General features: G+C 72.1%; 14 protein-coding genes. 5 read left to right on the top strand and 9 right to left on the bottom strand.

Annotated elements, in window-relative coordinates; translation table 11 throughout:
- Positions 1–39: 39 nt before the first annotated feature.
- Positions 40–1,254, bottom strand: coding sequence for a glycosyltransferase (locus ACIBQX_RS45510; RefSeq protein ID WP_397016096.1), 1,215 nt, complete (start codon positions 1,252–1,254; stop codon positions 40–42).
- Positions 1,251–1,703 (bottom strand): GbsR/MarR family transcriptional regulator, encoded by a 453-nt coding sequence (locus ACIBQX_RS45505; RefSeq protein ID WP_397016094.1) that lies wholly within the window; start codon positions 1,701–1,703, stop codon positions 1,251–1,253. The genes ACIBQX_RS45510 and ACIBQX_RS45505 overlap by 4 nt, the downstream gene beginning before the upstream one ends.
- Positions 1,704–1,786: 83 nt before the next feature.
- Here ACIBQX_RS45505 and ACIBQX_RS45500 point away from each other — a divergent pair, with 83 nt between their 5' ends.
- Positions 1,787–2,131, top strand: a complete 345-nt coding sequence (locus ACIBQX_RS45500) for a PadR family transcriptional regulator (protein ID WP_397016092.1) — start codon at positions 1,787–1,789, stop codon at positions 2,129–2,131.
- On the top strand, positions 2,128–2,409 hold the full coding sequence (locus ACIBQX_RS45495; RefSeq protein ID WP_397016090.1) for a hypothetical protein: 282 nt from the start codon (positions 2,128–2,130) through the stop codon (positions 2,407–2,409). The genes ACIBQX_RS45500 and ACIBQX_RS45495 overlap by 4 nt, the downstream gene beginning before the upstream one ends.
- Positions 2,410–2,809: 400 nt before the next feature.
- Here ACIBQX_RS45495 and ACIBQX_RS45490 read toward each other — a convergent pair whose 3' ends face one another.
- Both ACIBQX_RS45490 and ACIBQX_RS45485 read right to left on the bottom strand, forming a co-directional pair.
- Entirely contained in the window at positions 2,810–4,177 is a 1,368-nt protein-coding gene (locus tag ACIBQX_RS45490; protein WP_397016088.1) for a sensor histidine kinase, read from the bottom strand.
- Between the two features lie 245 nt (positions 4,178–4,422).
- Positions 4,423–5,412, bottom strand: coding sequence for a glycoside hydrolase family 11 protein (locus ACIBQX_RS45485; protein WP_397016086.1), 990 nt, complete (start codon positions 5,410–5,412; stop codon positions 4,423–4,425).
- A 310-nt stretch (positions 5,413–5,722) separates the two neighbouring features.
- Here ACIBQX_RS45485 and ACIBQX_RS45480 point away from each other — a divergent pair, with 310 nt between their 5' ends.
- Positions 5,723–6,514, top strand: a complete 792-nt coding sequence (locus ACIBQX_RS45480) for an ArsR/SmtB family transcription factor (protein WP_397016084.1) — start codon at positions 5,723–5,725, stop codon at positions 6,512–6,514.
- 84 nt (positions 6,515–6,598) lie between these two features.
- On the opposite strand, the gene ACIBQX_RS45475 is transcribed toward ACIBQX_RS45480, so the two are convergent.
- The gene (locus tag ACIBQX_RS45475; RefSeq protein ID WP_397016082.1) at positions 6,599–7,216 is read right to left on the bottom strand and encodes a hypothetical protein; all 618 of its coding nucleotides are present in this window, start codon (positions 7,214–7,216) and stop codon (positions 6,599–6,601) included.
- A gap of 88 nt (positions 7,217–7,304) precedes the next feature.
- Here ACIBQX_RS45475 and ACIBQX_RS45470 point away from each other — a divergent pair, with 88 nt between their 5' ends.
- Positions 7,305–9,548 (top strand): MMPL family transporter, encoded by a 2,244-nt coding sequence (locus tag ACIBQX_RS45470; RefSeq protein WP_397016080.1) that lies wholly within the window; start codon positions 7,305–7,307, stop codon positions 9,546–9,548.
- On the opposite strand, the gene ACIBQX_RS45465 is transcribed toward ACIBQX_RS45470, so the two are convergent.
- From ACIBQX_RS45465 to ACIBQX_RS45450, 4 genes are all read right to left on the bottom strand, one after another.
- The gene (locus ACIBQX_RS45465; RefSeq protein WP_397016078.1) at positions 9,518–11,815 is read right to left on the bottom strand and encodes a polyprenyl synthetase family protein; all 2,298 of its coding nucleotides are present in this window, start codon (positions 11,813–11,815) and stop codon (positions 9,518–9,520) included. The two genes, ACIBQX_RS45470 and ACIBQX_RS45465, sit on opposite strands and share 31 nt — an antisense overlap.
- Positions 11,816–11,994: 179 nt before the next feature.
- A complete protein-coding gene (locus ACIBQX_RS45460) occupies positions 11,995–12,288 on the bottom strand; it encodes a hypothetical protein (protein WP_397016076.1) in 294 nt (97 codons plus the stop codon).
- Positions 12,289–12,341: 53 nt separating this feature from the next.
- The gene (locus tag ACIBQX_RS45455) at positions 12,342–12,599 is read right to left on the bottom strand and encodes a hypothetical protein (protein ID WP_397016075.1); all 258 of its coding nucleotides are present in this window, start codon (positions 12,597–12,599) and stop codon (positions 12,342–12,344) included.
- Positions 12,600–12,631: 32 nt separating this feature from the next.
- The gene (locus ACIBQX_RS45450) at positions 12,632–12,964 is read right to left on the bottom strand and encodes a DUF6355 family natural product biosynthesis protein (RefSeq protein ID WP_397016073.1); all 333 of its coding nucleotides are present in this window, start codon (positions 12,962–12,964) and stop codon (positions 12,632–12,634) included.
- 188 nt (positions 12,965–13,152) lie between these two features.
- On the opposite strand from ACIBQX_RS45450, the gene ACIBQX_RS45445 reads away from it, so the two are divergent.
- Positions 13,153–16,800: a hypothetical protein gene (locus ACIBQX_RS45445; protein WP_397016071.1), complete on the top strand. Its 3,648-nt coding sequence runs from the start codon at positions 13,153–13,155 to the stop codon at positions 16,798–16,800.
- The last annotated feature ends 6 nt before the right edge of the window (positions 16,801–16,806 follow it).

The following is a 16,806-nucleotide window of genomic DNA, read 5'->3' as shown; positions in this document are numbered from 1 at the left end:
CGGCGCGTCTCTCGTGCGGCGGGTCGTTGCGGGGACCTGTCACCGGTTCGCGAGCGTGTCCTCGATCGCCGACACGGCGTGGGCGATGCCGTCCTCGGTGGCCATGCGACCGGCCAGCGCTCGCGCCTCGGCGGCCGAGTCCGAGGCGGCGGTGATGGCCGTGGCCAGCCGGGCGGTGGTGAGGCGGCCGGTGAGCGGCGCGGGTGCGACGCCCAGGCGGTGCAGGCGGTCGGCCCAGAACGGCTGGTCGCCCACGAACGGGCGGACGACCTGCGGGACGCCCGCGCGCAGGGCCGCCGCGACCGTGCCCACGCCGCCGTGGTGCACCACCGCCGCCATCCGGGGCAGCAGCCAGTCGTGCGGCGCCTCGTCGATCACCAGCACCCCCTCGGCCTGCGGGTCCGGCCGCAGGCCGCCCCAGCCGGTGGCCAGCAGCGCCCGCCGACCGGCCGCGCGGACCGCGTCGACCACGGTACGGGTCAGGGCGGCGGGGTCACCGGGGACCATGCTGCCGAAGCCGACGTAGACCGGCGGATCGCCCGCCTCCAGGAACGCGACCAGCCGGTCGGGCGGAGTCCAGGCGTCGCCGGCGGGCAGCGTCCAGAAGCCGGTGGGCCGGGCGGTGGCGGGCCAGTCGGCGGGCGCCGGCAGGAGGTGCCGGCTCCAGCCGTGCAGCACCCTGCCCGCCTTGACCAGGTCGGCCACGGGACGGAACCCGGCTCGCAGGCCGAGGGCTTCCGCGCGCCACCTGCGCACGGTCCCCCGGTAGGGCGCCTCCACCGCCGCCGCGATCCGCCAGCCGGCCCGGTTGAGCGCGCGCGGGAGCCGTACGGGAACGATGGGGGAGGTGAACTCGTCCGTCGGCACGTAGAGGGGGAGGAGCAGGCCGGCGAGGGCCGGCACGCCGAGCTTCTCGGCGATGTACGGCCCGCCGAGGGACTTCGGGTGATAAATGACCACGTCGGGATGTTGGTCGACCAGCGTGGCCTGGTCGTCGAGCAGGCGGCGGAGCATCGGCTTGACCGAGCGGGCGGCGGTGACGGCCGCCCTGACCCCGCCTTTGGCCGCGTCCTGCAGGTCGAGCATCTCGTCGTTGAGCGGCACGTAGTCGATCCCGTGCCGCGCGGCCAGGGAGCCGAAGCGGCGCGGGGCCGCCACGAGCGGCCGGTGCCCGGCGGCGCGCAGGCCGGCGGCCAGCGCGAGGTACGGCTGCACGTCCCCACGGCTGCCCACCGTGATGAGCAACGGCCTCATCGCTCGTCCTTCAGGTGGTCCCAGTCGTCCAGGAGGATGGGGAAGCGCTCCATCATGAACGCGTACATGTCGCGCATCAGCTCCAGCCGCCTTCTGCGGCCCGGGTCGTCGCCGACCGCGCGCAGGCCCTGGTCGGCCAGCTTGCGGAAGCTCTCGAACTCGGCCATCTTCGCGCGGAAGGCGCGGGTGAAGACGTCCTCGGCCAGGCGGTAGCGGTCCCGCCGCTCGCCCCGCACCCGGAAGCGCTCGACCATGCCCGCCTGCTCCAGCTGGCGCAGGGCGATGCTCATGCTGCTCTTGGCCACCGCCAGCGCCTCGGCGAGCTGGGGCGCGTCCGCGCTGTCGGCGTCGGCGGTGAGCAGCCAGCCCATGACCCGCCCGGACGTGCGGCTCAGGCCGAGCCGCTCGTAGAAGAGCCCGGCGTCCTCCACGAAGTGATCGATGCTCATGCGTCGAATCTATCGCATTGTTCGGATGAATCCGAACAATAAAATCTCGCGCATCTCTTATTTCATCTAGGTACTGTAAGAGCATGGCGGGTCTCGAACGCATAACGCAGCCCACGCTGGACGTGCTCGAGGTGTTGGTGCGCGCCTTCGGGGAGGACGCACGGGTCCACGGCTGGGCGATCATGAAATTGACGGGCCGGGCCGGGCCGACCGTCTACAAGGTGCTCGACCGGCTGGAGAAGGCCGGCTGGATCACCGGCGAATGGGAGCAGCTCGCCCCCGATCAGGCCGGGCCCCGGCGCCGCTTCTACCGGCTGACCGGTGAAGGCGCTCCGGCGGCTCAGGCCCTTCTGGCACGACGTCGGCCCGCCGCACTCAAGGCACGCCCCGCGCTCGGCTTCGGCCGGTTGCCGCGTGAGGCCCGATGAGCGGCTGGGAGATCGTCCTCGGCGTCGTCGCTGGTCTGGTCGTCAATGAGATGACCGAGATGTCTCCCTGGCTGGCGCGCAGGCTCGTCACCTGGTCCGCGCATCACCGGTACGAGGACCCGGAGCGAGCGGCCTACCTGGGCTGCGGAGCCCTCGGGCTGTTCACCGCCGGCCTGTGGGCGACCTTCGGCCCCTACTCCCTGGTGCTGCTCCTGGCGCCGTCCATGGTGATCCCTCTCGTTCATCGGACGCCCCGTCGCGTCGGCTCCGGCGGCTGAGGACGCCGGGCGCGAAACTGCCGCAAAAGCGGTCTCCTCTTGAACGGGGCATTACGTCATCCCGGGTAGCAACACACCAGGTCAACGCCGGCCCGGAGGCTTACGGCGATGACCGGGCGACCGCTCGCTTATCGGGGGGTTGGCGAGCGGACGCCGGATGATGATGGCGGGCCGGGTGGCACGGGGCCACCCGGCCCCACGGGCGTGCCGGGCCCCCTACCGCGTGATCGCGACGTCGAAGATGTGCATGACGCCCCGGTCGCCGCCCCGCGGCAGAACCACCGCCGTCACCGTCTTGGCCGCGCCCCCTGGTCCTAGCCGGTGCTGCCGAACACGTCCATCTCCGACACCACGACCTGCTGCGATCGATAACGGAACACCGATGGTTGATCAGGGGAACTCAGCTCTCCAGCAGCGGCATGCGCAGCACGAACCGCGCGCCGACGTCGGAATCCTCGATGGTGAGCGTGCCTCCGTGGTTTTCTGCGATCTCGCGGGCGATGGTGAGCCCGAGCCCGGTGCCCCCGGCGTCGATGTTGCGTGAGGCGTCGAGGCGGGCGAAGCGCTGGAACACCGTTTCCCGCTGGTCGGGCGCGATGCCGGCGCCGTCGTCGAGGACCTCCAGCACGGCCCGGTCGTCCTGCCGCCGCACGGTCACCGTGATCTGCGACTCGGCGTGCCGCTCGGCGTTGTCCAGCAGGTTCGTCAGGAGCCGGGCCAGGCGCAGCCGGTCGCCCATGACGACCACGCCCGTGTGCACCCGGGTGACGATGTGCTTGGTGCCCGGCCGGTGGGTCTCGGCGGCGACCAGCTCGCCCAGGTTCACGGGCTCACGGTGGGACGGGGCGCCCGTGTCCAGTTTGGTCAGCGTGAGCAGGTCGGTGACGATGGCCTGGAGCCGGTCCAGGCTGGCCATCAGCGCGGTGGCGGTCGCCGGCCAGTCGGCTTGGTCGGGGTGGAGCACGGCCTCCTCGACCTGGGTGCGCATCGCCGTGATGGGGCTGCGCAGGTCGTGCGAGGCGTCCCCGGCGAACCTGCGCTGCTGCTCCATCGCCGCCTCCTGCTTCGTCCTCGCGGCTTCCAGCCGCTCCAGGGTCTGGTTGGCGGTCTCGGCCAGGGTTCTGATCTCGTCGTCCAGGTTCTCCGGGACGGGCAGGCGCATCCCGCCTCCGTCCGCGGTGATCTCGGCCAGGTGCCTGGTGATGCTGTTGACGGGCGCGAGGGTCTCGGCCACCACATGCGACACCCCGAACCAGGTCAGGGCGATCAGCGCCGCCGTCACGCCGATCTGGAACGTCAGCACCTCGGGGCTGACGTACCAGGGCACGTCCGGAGCGAGGGCGTAGACGAGCCAGGTGCCGTCGGGCTGGTACGCCGTCATGGCGGTCACGACGTGACACCGGCCGGGAAGTCCGGGCAGGTCGCAGAGCTCGGCGACTCCGTTGGCCTGACCCGGGAGGGGGATCGCCGAGGTCAGCCGGGGCAGGCCCGCGAGGCTCGGCGTCGAGGCGGCCACCCGCCCGGAGGCGTCCACCACCTGGATGCCGTCGAGGCCGCGGGCGTCCAGCACCTTGGGCAACCGGTCACGCTTGATCGTGAGGAGCACCGGCACGGCCTTGCCGAACGATTCGTGCGCCCGGATGCTGATGGCCTGGTTGTGGATGCTGTACAGCACGATGGCATTGACCACGATGCTCAGCAGCAGCATGGCGATGCTGGCGAACAGTGCCAGCCGCACCCTCAGCGACCGGCCCACCCGTCTGGACATGCACACCCCGGAATCCAGAGGATCACGCCGGGATGCGTTCACCATAATTCAGGGAGATTCCCGTACGAATCCGCATATGCACCGAGTGCGGCAGTGTGGGGGGGGGGGGGGGGGGGGGGGGGGGGGCGGGGGGGGGGGGGGGGGGGGGGGGGGGGGGGGGGGGGGGGCGGGGCGCCCCCCCCCCCCCCCCCCCCCCCCCCCCCCCCCACCGGGTGTCCGGAGTGTCCGGGTGGGGTTCGCCGAGGTCAGCCCGCGCTGCAGGAGACCGTCGGCCAGGTCCAGTTGCCGTTGTGCTCGATCGTCACGCCCCAGTTGTTGCCGTTGCCGTTGGGCCTGGCGGTCAGCACCTGCGAGCTGGGATAGCTGGCGCTGATGTTCCACGTGGACAGGACCCGCGCCGGGGACGGCACGTTCATCGTCACGGTCCAGTTGCTGGAACCGCTCACCGAGACGTTCAGGTTGTACCGGTCGCTCCACTGCGAACCCGCGGACAGGGAGGCGGTGCAGCCACCACCGGGGTTCCCCGGGTTGCCGGGGTCGCCGCCGCCGGGGGTGCCGCCCACCGTGATGTTGGAGTTCCCGCTGCTCTGGTAACCCTCGGTGGCGAGGATCATGTAGTCATGGTTGCCGAGATTCATGCCATTTCTGGCCCACGCGTCGAAATGGTTGCCGGACGTTATCGTGCCGCCCGTTTTCTTTGACTGGCGGACGCTCCAGAACTGGGGGAATGTCCGGGTGCCTTCGATGGAGGGGGCGTCGTACCGCATCGTCTGGTAGATGTCGTACGTGCCGCCGTCGCTGGTGACCGTGCCCTTGTACGTGCCGGTGGGACGATAGGTGCCCCAGTTGTCGACGATGTAATACTCGACGAGCGGGTTGCGTGTCCATCCGTAGAGGGTCAGATACGCGTTGCCGGACGGGTTGAAGCTGCCCGAGTAATTCACCGACCGGCGTCCGCCGGTGCTCCAGCCTTTACCGGCGACGAAATTCCCGGTGTTCCTCCATGAGGTGCTGTAGTTGCCTCCGGACCCCAGTTCCATGGAGACCGTGCCCTGGCTGTCGGTCCAGAACGAGTAGAAGTAGCCGTTGTTGGTGCCGGTCTGGTTCGTGGTGATGGCCGCGTGCGCGATGCCGGGCAGCATCGCGATGGCGGCGGCCAGTGCCACGACGCAGGCACGGGCGAAGAACAGCCACGTGCGGCCGCGTCTGCGACTCCTCGGGTGGGCGGGGTTCATGTGCGTGCTTCCTCCTCGGTGAAGGCTGGCGGGCCAGGAAGCGGGATACGACCCGGTTCGACAGTGGGTGGGGCTGTCGATGGCGCCAGTGTTCGTCCGGCTCTGACAGGCTGTCAACGACGCCCGTGCGAACGCGAAGATCTTCTGTGTGAGAAATTTTCGGCTTCGCTGTCCGACCTGGTCGGCGCACTGACCGGATCGATCTGGGCGGGCAATGCGGATGAAACTTTCAATCCTTCACCGAAACATTCGGCCCCGTTCCGGAGGTCCGCGTTGACATTATGCAGGCAAATGCCTGCATAATGAGGCCGTGGCCGCAGACACGGACAAGGTCTTCAAGGCGCTGGCCGACCGGACCCGGCGCCACCTCCTGGACAGACTGCACGAGCGCAACGGGCAGACGCTGGGCGAGTTGTGCGCGCACGTGGACATGGCGCGCCAATCGGTGACCCAGCATGTGGCCGTCCTGGAGGCCGCCAACCTGATCAGCACGCTCCGGCGGGGGCGGGAGAAGCTGCACTACCTCAATCCCGTCCCCCTGCACGAGATCCAGGAACGCTGGATCGACAAGTACGAGACGCCGCGTCTACGGGCGCTGAGCGACCTGAAGCGACGAGCAGAGGAGCAGAACATGGCCGACAAGCCGACTTTCGTGTACGTCACCTATATCGAGAGCACCCCGGAGAAGGTCTGGCACGCGCTGACCGACGCCGACCTCTCCGCCGAATACTGGGGCCACAGCAACGTCTCGGACTGGCAGGTCGGCTCCACCTGGCAGCACCTGCGCACCGACGGCTCGGGGATCGCCGACGTCGTCGGCACGGTCCTGGAGACCGTGCCGCCCAAGCGGCTGGTGATCACCTTCGGCGAGCCGTCCCAGGTCACCTTCGACATCGAGCCCTACGGTCAGATCGTCAGGCTCACCGTCACCCACGAGAATCTCGCCACCCAGGAGGACTACGACGTGATCTCCGCCGGATGGCCGGCCATCCTGGCCAATCTCAAGTCCCTCCTGGAGACCGGCCACGTCCTCCCGCAGGCGCCGTGGGAGATGCACGCGGAGCTCAGGGCCGAGCAGATGGCCGCCAACGACCCCCAGTGAGACACCGGTCGCCCCCTCCCAGGCGATGGGAGGGGGCGACAGGCTCACCCTGGGGTGGCGTCACCGCCACGCCACCCCGGGCGCTCAGGTGAAGGAGATCCGGCCCGATCCGGTCACCTGGGTGAAACCGGAGGGCGCGGTGCACTGCCGCAGGTCGGACGTCAGGGTCCCGGTGCCGCTGAACTGGCGGCCGTTGAGCCGGCCGGAGACGACGTCGCCCTGCAGCAGGTTGTCGGCCAGGGTGGCGCTGCCCGCGTGCTGGGCGGAGAGGTTGGAGGTGCCGACCACCTGGCCCTGCGCGTTGCGCCAGGTGATCGTGGCGCTGGCCTTCAGGTCGGCGACACTCCGGCAGCTGGCCAGGGCCGTGCCGCTGACCTCCGCCCTGCCCGAGGCGATGTCGGTGATCGCCCCGTTGGGCGAGGTGCAGTTCTCCAGCAGGATGACCCCCTGCCCCTTGGTCTGCTGCGGCGCCGCGTCGCGCAGCGCCGGGGTGAGGGTGATGGGGTGGTTGGGGGCGGTGCGCGCGGCGCAGGTCAGCCTGGCCGGAGCCGGCGCCGGGGCGACGAACGCCGACACCGCTGCCGTCGCGCCGGGCGTGGCCTGAGCAGAGCCCGTGGACGCCAGGAACGGCACCGCGAGAGCGGCCGTCACGGCGGCGAGGGCGAGCCCACGGGTGCGGCTGAGACATGACTGACGAATCATCGAGTCCTCCGAGGAGCGATTACCATGGGTCAGCGGTTGGCGACTCTTTGTAACATGATTGCCTGACCTTTGAACAGGAGGCGGCCGCATGACGCTGTCATCGCGCACGTCGGCCGGCGGGCTGCGGCCACTTCCCGGCGCGGGCCGCCGCCCCCTCTGGTGGCGCCTCGGTGACCTGGCCGCGCGCCGTCATCGGGCGGTCCTCGCCGTGTGGCTGGCGCTGGCGGCCGGATCGGCCGTCTTGATTCCCGGCCTGGTCGAGCGCGCCATCGCCCCTGCCGTACGGGTCGAGGGCGCCACCTCCCTCGCGGGGGCACGACTGGTGGAGCAGGGGTTCCCGCAGCTGGGCGCCGAGCAGATGATGATGATCTTCGCCTCGGCGACGCTCTCCGACGCCGACGAGCCCTACCAGCGAGCGCTCCACGACACGGTGCGGGCCGCGTCCGCCGTGCCTCAGGTGGGCGGCGTGCGGCTGCTGCCCGTCCTGCCGGGCCAGGACCGGCGGCACGCGTACGCGATCGTGGGGGTCAACGGCGACCAGCGGGCCCGTCAGGCGACGCTGCCGCTGCTGCTCAGCGCCGCGAAGCAGGCCGCGAGCCGGGCGTCAGGCTCGCGCGTGGACGTCCATCTGGTCGGCGAGAGCGCCCTGCTGGCCGAGGAGAAGCGCACCGACCTGGCCGACCTGCGCCGCGCCGAGCTCCTGGCCGTCCCCCTGTCCCTGCTGGTGCTGCTGGTCGGGCTCAGATCGGCCGGGGCCGCCCTGGCCGTCATGGGCGTGGCCGGGACGGTCACCGTGACCACCCTCGGCGTGCTGGCGCTGGGGAGCCTGCTCGGCACGCCGGCCGACACGTTCATGCTGGCCGTGGCGGCCACCGTCGGGCTGGCGCTGGGCCTGGACTACGCCCTGCTGACCCTCTTCCGCTACCGCCACTCCCGGACCGCCGGGCATGCCCCGCACCAGGCCGCCGCCATCGCCGTGAGCACGGCCGGACGGACCGCGAGCTGGTGCGCCGTGGGCGTCGCGCTGACGGCGGCGACGTTGCTGGTGGTGCGCACCCCCATGATCCGCGCCATGGGCGCGGCGGCGAGCCTGTCGGCCGTGGTCGCCGCGGCGGCGGCCGTCACGCTGCTCCCGGCCGTCCTCGTCGCCGCCGACCGCTGGCTCCTCCGCCGGGGCCCCCACCTGCGCGCCGAAGCCAGGCCCTCCCGCTTGCGCGCGGAAGCCCGGCGATCACGTCCGCGCCCCTGGGCCCGGCGCCGGGGGCAGGCCGGGGGGTGGGGCCGGTGGGCGCGGCACCTCATGCGGCATCCCATCGCCTACACGCTGGCCTGCGCAGGGGCGCTGCTCGTCGCCGCCGCGCCGGTGACCGAGCTACGGCTGGGCTTCGACCTGGACCGCGCCTCGATCGCCGAGACCGACTTCGGCCGGGGCCTGGCGTACATGGAGGCCGACCAGATCTCCTCGGCCCTGGGCGTGGTGCTGCCCCACCCGGCGGGCGCGCCGCCCGCCGACACCACCGACCTGGTCGCCGCCCTCGAAGGGGACGCCAGGGTGGCCTTCACGACCTCGGTCGACAACGGCAGGGACCTGACCATCGTCGTCGTCATCATCCGTACGCACATCGACGAGCCCGCCACCACGGCGCTGGCCAGGCAGATCACCCGGGAGCTCGTCCCGGCGGCGCTGCCCCCCGGCCAGGACGCCTTCGTGACCGGACCGAACGTGATCTTCTCCGACCTCATGGAGGAGACCACCACCCAGCTCGGCACGGTGGTCCTGCTGGTGCTGGGCTGCTCGCTGATCTTCCTCCTGGTGACCTTCCGCAGCATCCTGCTGCCGATCAAGGCCGTGCTGATGAACGTGCTGGCCGTCACCGCCGCGTTCGGCCTGCTGACCCTGGCCACCCGCCACCTGCCGCACCTGGTCGGCAGCCAGGTCAACACGCTGATCCCGCTGCTGGCGTTCACCCTGGTCTTCGGCCTGTCGATCGACTACGAGATCTTCCTCATCCACCGCATCGGCGAGCACTACCACGCCATCGGGGACAACACCGCCGCCGTCGTCCACGGCCTGCGGCACACCGCTCGCCCCATCACCATGGCCGCCGCCGTCATGGTCGTCACGTTCGCCGCGTTGCTCACCGCGCACCGCTACCACCTGGTGCAGCTCGGCCTCGCCGTCGCCATCGCGATCACCCTGGACGCGACGGTCATCAGGCTCGCGCTCGTCCCGGCGCTGATGCGCCTGCTCGGCGCCCGCAACTGGTGGCTTCCCAAGCCGCTGGCCCGCCTGCTGCGGGGTCATTCGTCCAGATGGCGCTGGGCGGCGTAAAGGCCGAGGGCACGGACCATGACCGTGTGCCGGTTGACGGGCAGGAGCTCCTGCAGGGGCCGCCATGCCCGGTCGATGGCCTGGCGGGCGTCCGCCAGCGAGGCCGCGGTGGCGCCGCAGTCCTCCAGGGCGCCGACGACCTCCCGCGCGGCGGCCGGGGCGGCGTTTCCCGCGCGGACGACGTCCCAGACCTCCCGCAGCCGGGCTCGCGGCAGGAGCGGGACGGCGTGCGCCAGGGGGTAGGTGACCTTGCCCTCGCGGATGTCCTCGCCGGGCAGTTTGGCGACGCGGGAGCCGGGATCTCCGGGACGGGCCAGCAGGGCGCGCAGGTCGGCGACGTCGTCACTGATCTGGTACGCCAGCCCCACGGTCTCGTAGTAGGCGCTGATCGCGGCCAGCAGCTCGCCGTTGGCGCCGGCGAGTATCGCCCCGAACTCGCCGATTCCGCGCACCACGCCGCCGGTCTTGAGCCGGTGCGTGGTGCGCACCCGCTCCAGCACGGCGGCGGCGTCGCCCGAGACCACGGCGGCCTCCATGGCCTCGTGGTGGCCGAGGATGTCGAGCGCCTGGCCGGCGTGATTGCGGCGCATGCCGTCCAGATACGCCTGGTAGAGGCGTAGCCGCCGCTCCGGGTCGTCGGGCAGCAGGTGTCGTACGACCTGGTCGAAGACGAGGTAGGCGTGCGTGCCGGTGTTGATGGCGGTGGCCTGGCCGAACACCTGGTGGACGGCGGGCCGTCCCCGGCGCGTCGGCGCGTTGTCCTCGACGTCGTCGACGATGAGGCTGGCCGTGTGCAGCAGCTCGGCCAGCGCCGTCAGCGCCCGGTACGGGCGGCTGCTGACGCCCTGTATCTCCATCGCGGCGATCGCGGCGTAGCTGCGCCAGCCCCTGCCCATGGCGTCGGCCAGGTGCCGGACCGGCGCCACCAGCGAACGGTGCAACGGCTCCGCGACGAGGTCGACCGGCCAGCGGGTGCCGGGGGCGAGTCCGGCGAGCACGGTGATGGCCTCAGGCTCGGGGGCGTCGGGATAGAGGCGTACGACCTCGGCGTGGGTGATCGCGCGCAAGCCCTCCAGATGGCCCTCGAAGTCGAGGATCCGGTTGACCGGCAGCACCTCCAACAGGCCGTCGCCGTGAACCGGCCGGTCGTGCAGCTCTCCCTCGGCGGTGGCGGCGGCCGCCAGCAGGGCACCCGGCCCGATGACCGTGGGCCGCTCCTGCTCGGCGAAGCGAGCGGCCACCCGCAGGGACAGACCCGCTTCGGGTGCGTCGACGCGCCAGACCGTGGGGTAGGAGGCGAGCGTGACGATGGACGTCCAGGACTCGCCGGGGTCGAGCCGGGCCGGGGCTTCCTGGCGGGTGCCGTCCGGTGCGACCAGCACCACGGACGCGGGCCGCCTGGCCGTCCTTCCGCCCGCGACGTCGACGGAGCCGGACTGGCAGGCCACCACGTCCCAGCCGTTGTCCAGGTGCAGCGCGATCCAGGTTCGTTCGCGGTCGACCGGTGGCCGGCCGCCGTCCTGCGGCAGCTCGGCGGCGCCGAAGGCCCGCTGGTAGAGCGCCAGGCCGCTCATCCGGACCGGCGGGTGACCCGGCCTGCTCCAGGTGGCGTCGGCCGCCAGGCGGGGCACGAGGAAGGCGCGGCGCGACTCGTCGACGCCGAGCGGCGCCCCCTGGTACAGCGACTCCCGCACGGCGGGTTTCAGCGCCCGCAGCCGTAGCTCCCAGGTCTCGTCGTCGCCGCGCAGCACGACGTGGTAGGCGCCCTCGGCGGGCGCGGACAGCTCCGCGACGCCGCCGAAGTCGAGGCACAGCCGATCGGCCGCCAAGGCGACAGGTCCGGGCAGCAGCCGGTCGGGACCGATCGGCCTCCCGCTCGCGCACGCCTCCCGCACCGCCTCACCGACCGACGGGTCCCACCCTCTGGAGGTGTCGAGACAGATCAGCTCCACCGCGCCGGTGTCGCGCCACGTCTGCTCCCGGTACGTCGAGCTCTCCGGCACGCTGTACGTCCAGCCGCAGCCATGGGAGACCAGCCGGCCGCCGTCCGGCCTGGTGGTGCGGTGGGCGACGAACTCGATCATCAGCTGACGCTCCACCCCACCCCCGTCGCACAGCCCGGCGACGAACCGCCACGCGTCATGACCGCAGTCCAGCCGCGGCAGATCGTACGCCCCCCGACCGTCCTGATCTGGCAGGTCGTCCATGCGTGCGTCGGGGGACGCGTCCGGCCGGCTTTCATGCTTGACGGTCGGCTCAAGCGCCACGCGCCACTCCCTCTCGTCCATGACGATCCGCGATCGGGTGATCGCCGACTGTCATGATGGTGGATGGGAGGCGCTACGGCCACCCGGACATTTCGCCGGGTGGGTGGGGCCACTACCTGAGGCAGTCCTGCCTGTTGCGCCGGGGTCCGGATCGAAGGACCCGGGCCCCAGGACGCGCGTTACTTCACGTACATCCTCGCGTATCCGAGGGGAGCGTAGTACTCACACCAGAATTGTGAGATTTGCCCCTTCGCCCGCATATAAAGCCCCATTTCACGGCACTTGTTGCAGGCCACCGATCGCGTGCCCGCGAACCTGTCGCCGGGCACCGAGCCGGCTCCCGGTGGGTTCCCGCCGCAGTAGTCGGCCAGCACGGCGGGCGACGCCGACGCCTGGGCGGGGGTGGCGGCGATGCCGGACAGGCCGATGAGGCCTGCCGTCAGGAGGCCGGTCAAGATGTACTTCCTGCTCATGACTTCTCATCCTCGCTTCCTCGATGAAGTCGGCGACCGGGAGCTCGCCGCCGCTACCGTCCCGCCCGATCGCAGGCTTCCGAGGCCACCCCCGATGGGATCCCCGTGTCCATGAGACCGTCCCAGCAGAGGAACCAGCCTCCGGCCTGAGAGCTGTCGCCGGCGATGCAGGCATCCCTCCGCAGGCCGTTCATGCCGTATCCCGCGCCTTCGAGATAGGCGACGCACTCGGAGTAGCCGGCCTGCGCCGGAGGGGCGAGGGCGAATCCGGCCACCGAGGCCATCACCGTCGCCGCGATCACCGTTCCCATGGCCCGTATCATTCGATTCCGTCCTTTCGTGCTCACCCGGCCGAGCACAGCCGGCCGGTGTAGGTCGCGTCCCAGACCGAGGGGTATGTCCCGAGCCGGGTCACGCCGGGTTTCACGCACATGTCGTAGTTGCCGTCGTCCCCGCCCCAGCCGAGTTCGACGTTGATGACGATGTCCGTCCGAGGGGGTGCGTCGCAGTGCCCGTAAAGAGCATTGAGGTTTCCGTCTACGTGGAAGCCGCACTTGAACTGTGCCTTCGGCTCCGGGTCGGCCGCCGCCGACGCTGGTAGTGCGCTCAATGTCAGGGCGGCGGCTGAAAGGACCGCGATCGCCGAGCTGGAAATGACGGACCTGCCGATGCGCATGATTCCTCCTGCTGATGGCGTGCTCGGCAGCCTGTCTATCTCACGTTCGCTTGTTCGCTGTCGGAGAGCGGCAGTGAACAAACAGATGGCGAACATACGTTCGCCGGGGCAAAATAGTGATACCGGCAACTATGGGGGTGCGGGCAGTGTCAAGACGGGAGTTACCACTGCCTCCCGGTGATGACCCGTTGACCAGGTTCGCCGCGGACCTCCGGGAGTTGCGGCGGGGCGCGGGCAGCCCGACCTATCGGGAAATGGTGAAACGGGCCCACTACTCCCTGGCGACGCTGTCAGGGGCGGCGAGCGGGCAGAAGCTGCCCAGCCTCGCGGTCACCCTGGCGTACGTGAAGGTGTGCGGCGGTGACATCGAGGAGTGGGAGAAGCGCTGGCACGCCGTCGCGGCCGAGCTCGCCGCCGGCGGTGACCCCGAACCGGACGGGCGGGCGCCGTACGTCGGCCTGTCGGCGTTCCGGCAGGAGGACGCCGACCTGTTCTTCGGCCGCGAACGCCTGGCCGACGAGCTGGTCGAACGGCTGGCGGCCGACCGGCTCGTCGCGGTCTTCGGCGCCTCGGGCGCGGGCAAGTCCTCGCTGCTGCGGGCCGGACTGCTCGCGCGCTGGCCGTACCCGGCCCTGATCTTCACGCCGGGCGCGCATCCGCTGGAGGAGTGCGGTGTCCAGCTCGCCCGCCTGACCGGCATGCCGCCGGGGCGGGTCCGGGCCGAGCTGGCCGCCGACCCGCGCTCGCTGCACCTGTTCGCGCGCCAGGTGGCCGGGGACGCGCCGGGCGGCCTGCTGGTCGTGGTGGACCAGTTCGAGGAGGTCTTCGCGCTGTGCCGCGACGACGCCGAGCGCAGCCGGTTCGCCGAGGCGCTGGTCACGGCGGCGCGGGCGGAGAACTCCCGGTGCCACGTCGTGCTGGGCGTCCGCTCCGACTTCTACGCCCACTGCGCCGGGCACCCGCAGCTGCGCGACGAGCTGACCGACCGGCTCGTGGTCGGCCCGATGACCACCGACGAGCTGCGGCGCGCCATCGGCGCACCCGCCGCGCGCGCCGGCTGCGCGGTCGAGCAGGCGCTGCTGGTCGAGCTGGTGGCCCACGCCGGCGGCCGGGCTGGCGTCCTGCCGCTGCTGTCGCACGCGCTGCTGGAGACGTGGCGGCGCAGACGCGGCAACACCCTCACGCTGACCGGCTTCCAGGCGGCGGGCGGGATCGACGGCGCGCTCGCGCACACCGCCGAACGGGTCCACGCCGACCTCGGGCCGGCGCGGCAGCGGCTGGCCAGGGACCTGTTCCAGCGGCTCACCGCGCTCGGTGAGGGCACCGAGGACACCAAGCGCCGCATCTCCCGCGCCGAGCTGGACACCGCCGACCCCGACACCGAGGTGGTGCTCGAACGCCTCGCCGCGCGACGGCTGATCACCGTCGACGGCGACACCGTACAGCTCACTCATGAGGCGTTGATCCGCTCCTGGCCCCGCCTGCACGGGTGGCTGACCGAGGACCGCGAGGCGTTGCGCACCCACCGCCGGCTCACCGAGGCCGCGCAGGCGTGGCAGGAGCTGGAGCGGGACGACAGCGCTCTCTACCGGGGCGTCCGGCTGGTGATGGCGCGCGAGCTGACCGGCAGGCTGAGCAGTCTGGAACGGGAGTTCCTGGCCGCCAGTGAGGCCGCCGAGGCCGCCGAGGAGGAGGCGGCGCGGCGCGGCACCCGGCGCCTGCGCCGGTTGGTCGCGCTGCTGAGCGTGCTGCTGGCGCTGGCCGTCGCCGCGAGCGCCGTCGCGGTGCACGCCGAGCGCCAGGCGACCCGGGCGCGCAACACCGCCACCTCGCAGCGCGTCGCCGAACGCGCGACAGCGTTACGGGTCACCGACCCCGCCCTCGCCGCCCGGCTCAGCCTGGCCGCTTACCGGCTGTCCGGCAACGAGGTGGCCCGGGGCGGTCTGCTCAGCGCGTTCGGCACGCCGTACGCCACCCGCCTGGCTGGCCACCGCGACGACGTGGTCGCCGCGGCGCTCAGCCGCGACGGACGGCTGCTCGCCACGGCGAGCGCGGACGGCACGGTCGCGCTGACCGGCGTCGCCGACCCGCACCACCCGCGTGCGCTGGGGACGGTGACGGCGGACGCCCGCTCGGCGGCGCTGAGCCCGGACGGCCGCACGCTGGCGGCCGGCGCAGACGGAGACGGCGCGGATGGCTCGGATGGTGCGGATGGCTCAGATGGTGCGGTGCTGCTGTGGGACGTCGCCGACCCCGCCCATCCCGTACGGCTGCCGCGCCGCGCCGGGCACACGGGCGTGGTCGACGCGGTCGCCTTCAGCCCCGACGGCCGCACGCTGGCAAGCGCGGGCGCGGACCACACGATCCGGCTCTGGGACCTGGACGGTGAGGGGTCCATCCTGCTCACCGGGCACACCGGCGGAGTGAGGTCGGTGGCGTTCAGCGCGGACGGGCGCTCCCTGGTGTCCGCGAGCGCCGACGGCACGGCCAGGCTGTGGGACCTCACGAGCCGGACGTCGAAGGTGCTGGCCGGGCACACCGGCGCGGTGAACGCGGCGGTGTTCGGCAGGTCGGTGCTCGCCACCGCGGGGGAGGACCGTACCGTCCGGCTCTGGGATCTGGAGGGTGACCGGTTGTCGGTGGGGGAGGGCCACACCGACGCCGTGCGCGCGCTGACGTTCATGGGTGGCGCGCTCGTCTCCGGCGGCGCCGACGCGTCGGTGCGGGTGTGGGACGTGGACGACGCGCAAGAGCTCCACGAGCTGGCCGCGTTCGCCGGGCACACCGGCACGGTCAACGCCGCCGTGTCCGCCGGGCGCACGCTGGCCACGGCCGGCGCCGACCACACGACCCGGTTGTGGGACGTGCCGGGCGACACGCTCATCGGCCATCGCAGCTCCATCTACGGGGCGGAGTTCAGCCCGGACGGCCGATCACTGGCGACGTCCGGCTACGACCGCGACATCCGGCTGTGGAACCTGGCGGATCACACCTCGACGGTCCTGGACGGGCACGCCGGCCCGGTCAACGCGGTGGCCTTCAGCGCCGACGGCGCCACGCTGGCCAGCGCGAGCGCGGACGGGACGGCCCGGCTGTGGAACGTCAGGGACCGCACCTCGACCGTCCTCGCCGAGCACGGTGACACGGTCGAGTCGGTGGCGTTCAACGGCGACACCCTGGCCACCGCGAGCGCCGACCGGACCGCCGTCCTGTGGGACGTGCCGACCCGCACCAGGCTGGTCACGCTGCGCGGGCACACCGGGCCGATCAATGACGTGGCGCTGACCGGCCGCGTCGTCGCCACGGCGAGCGCCGACCACACCGTGCGGCTGTGGGACGCGAGCGGTCGGCCGCTCGCGGTCGCCGCCGGTCACACCGACGCGGTGAAGTCCGTGGCCTTCAGCCCTGACGGCCGCCTGCTGGCCAGCGCGGGCTCCGACCGCAGCGTCGTCCTGTGGGACGTCTCCGAACCGGCCGAACCCGCCCGCGTCGCGGTGTTCGACGGCTACACCGACGCGGTGAAGTCGGTCGCGTTCAGCCCGGACGGCCGTACGCTCGCCACCGCGAGCTCGGACAAGACCGCCGTGCTGTGGGACGTGGCCGGCCGGAGCAGGCTGGCGACGCTGACCGGCCACGGCAAGCCGGTCGACGCCGTCGCCTACGCCCCTGACGGTCACACGCTGGCCACGGCGGGGGAGGACTGGACGGCCAAGCTGTGGGAGACGGGCCCGGAGCGGGTGGCGGCCCGGATCTGCGCGCTCGCCGGGCCGCCGGTCAGCGACGAGGAGTGGTCACAGTACTTCCCCGGGACGCCCGCCGAGCCGGCGTGCCGCTAGCCGCCC

The organism is Nonomuraea sp. NPDC049714, from assembly GCF_044465295.1.
GTDB lineage: Bacteria > Actinomycetota > Actinomycetes > Streptosporangiales > Streptosporangiaceae > Nonomuraea.
This window is presented reverse-complemented; position numbering and strand designations above follow the sequence as displayed.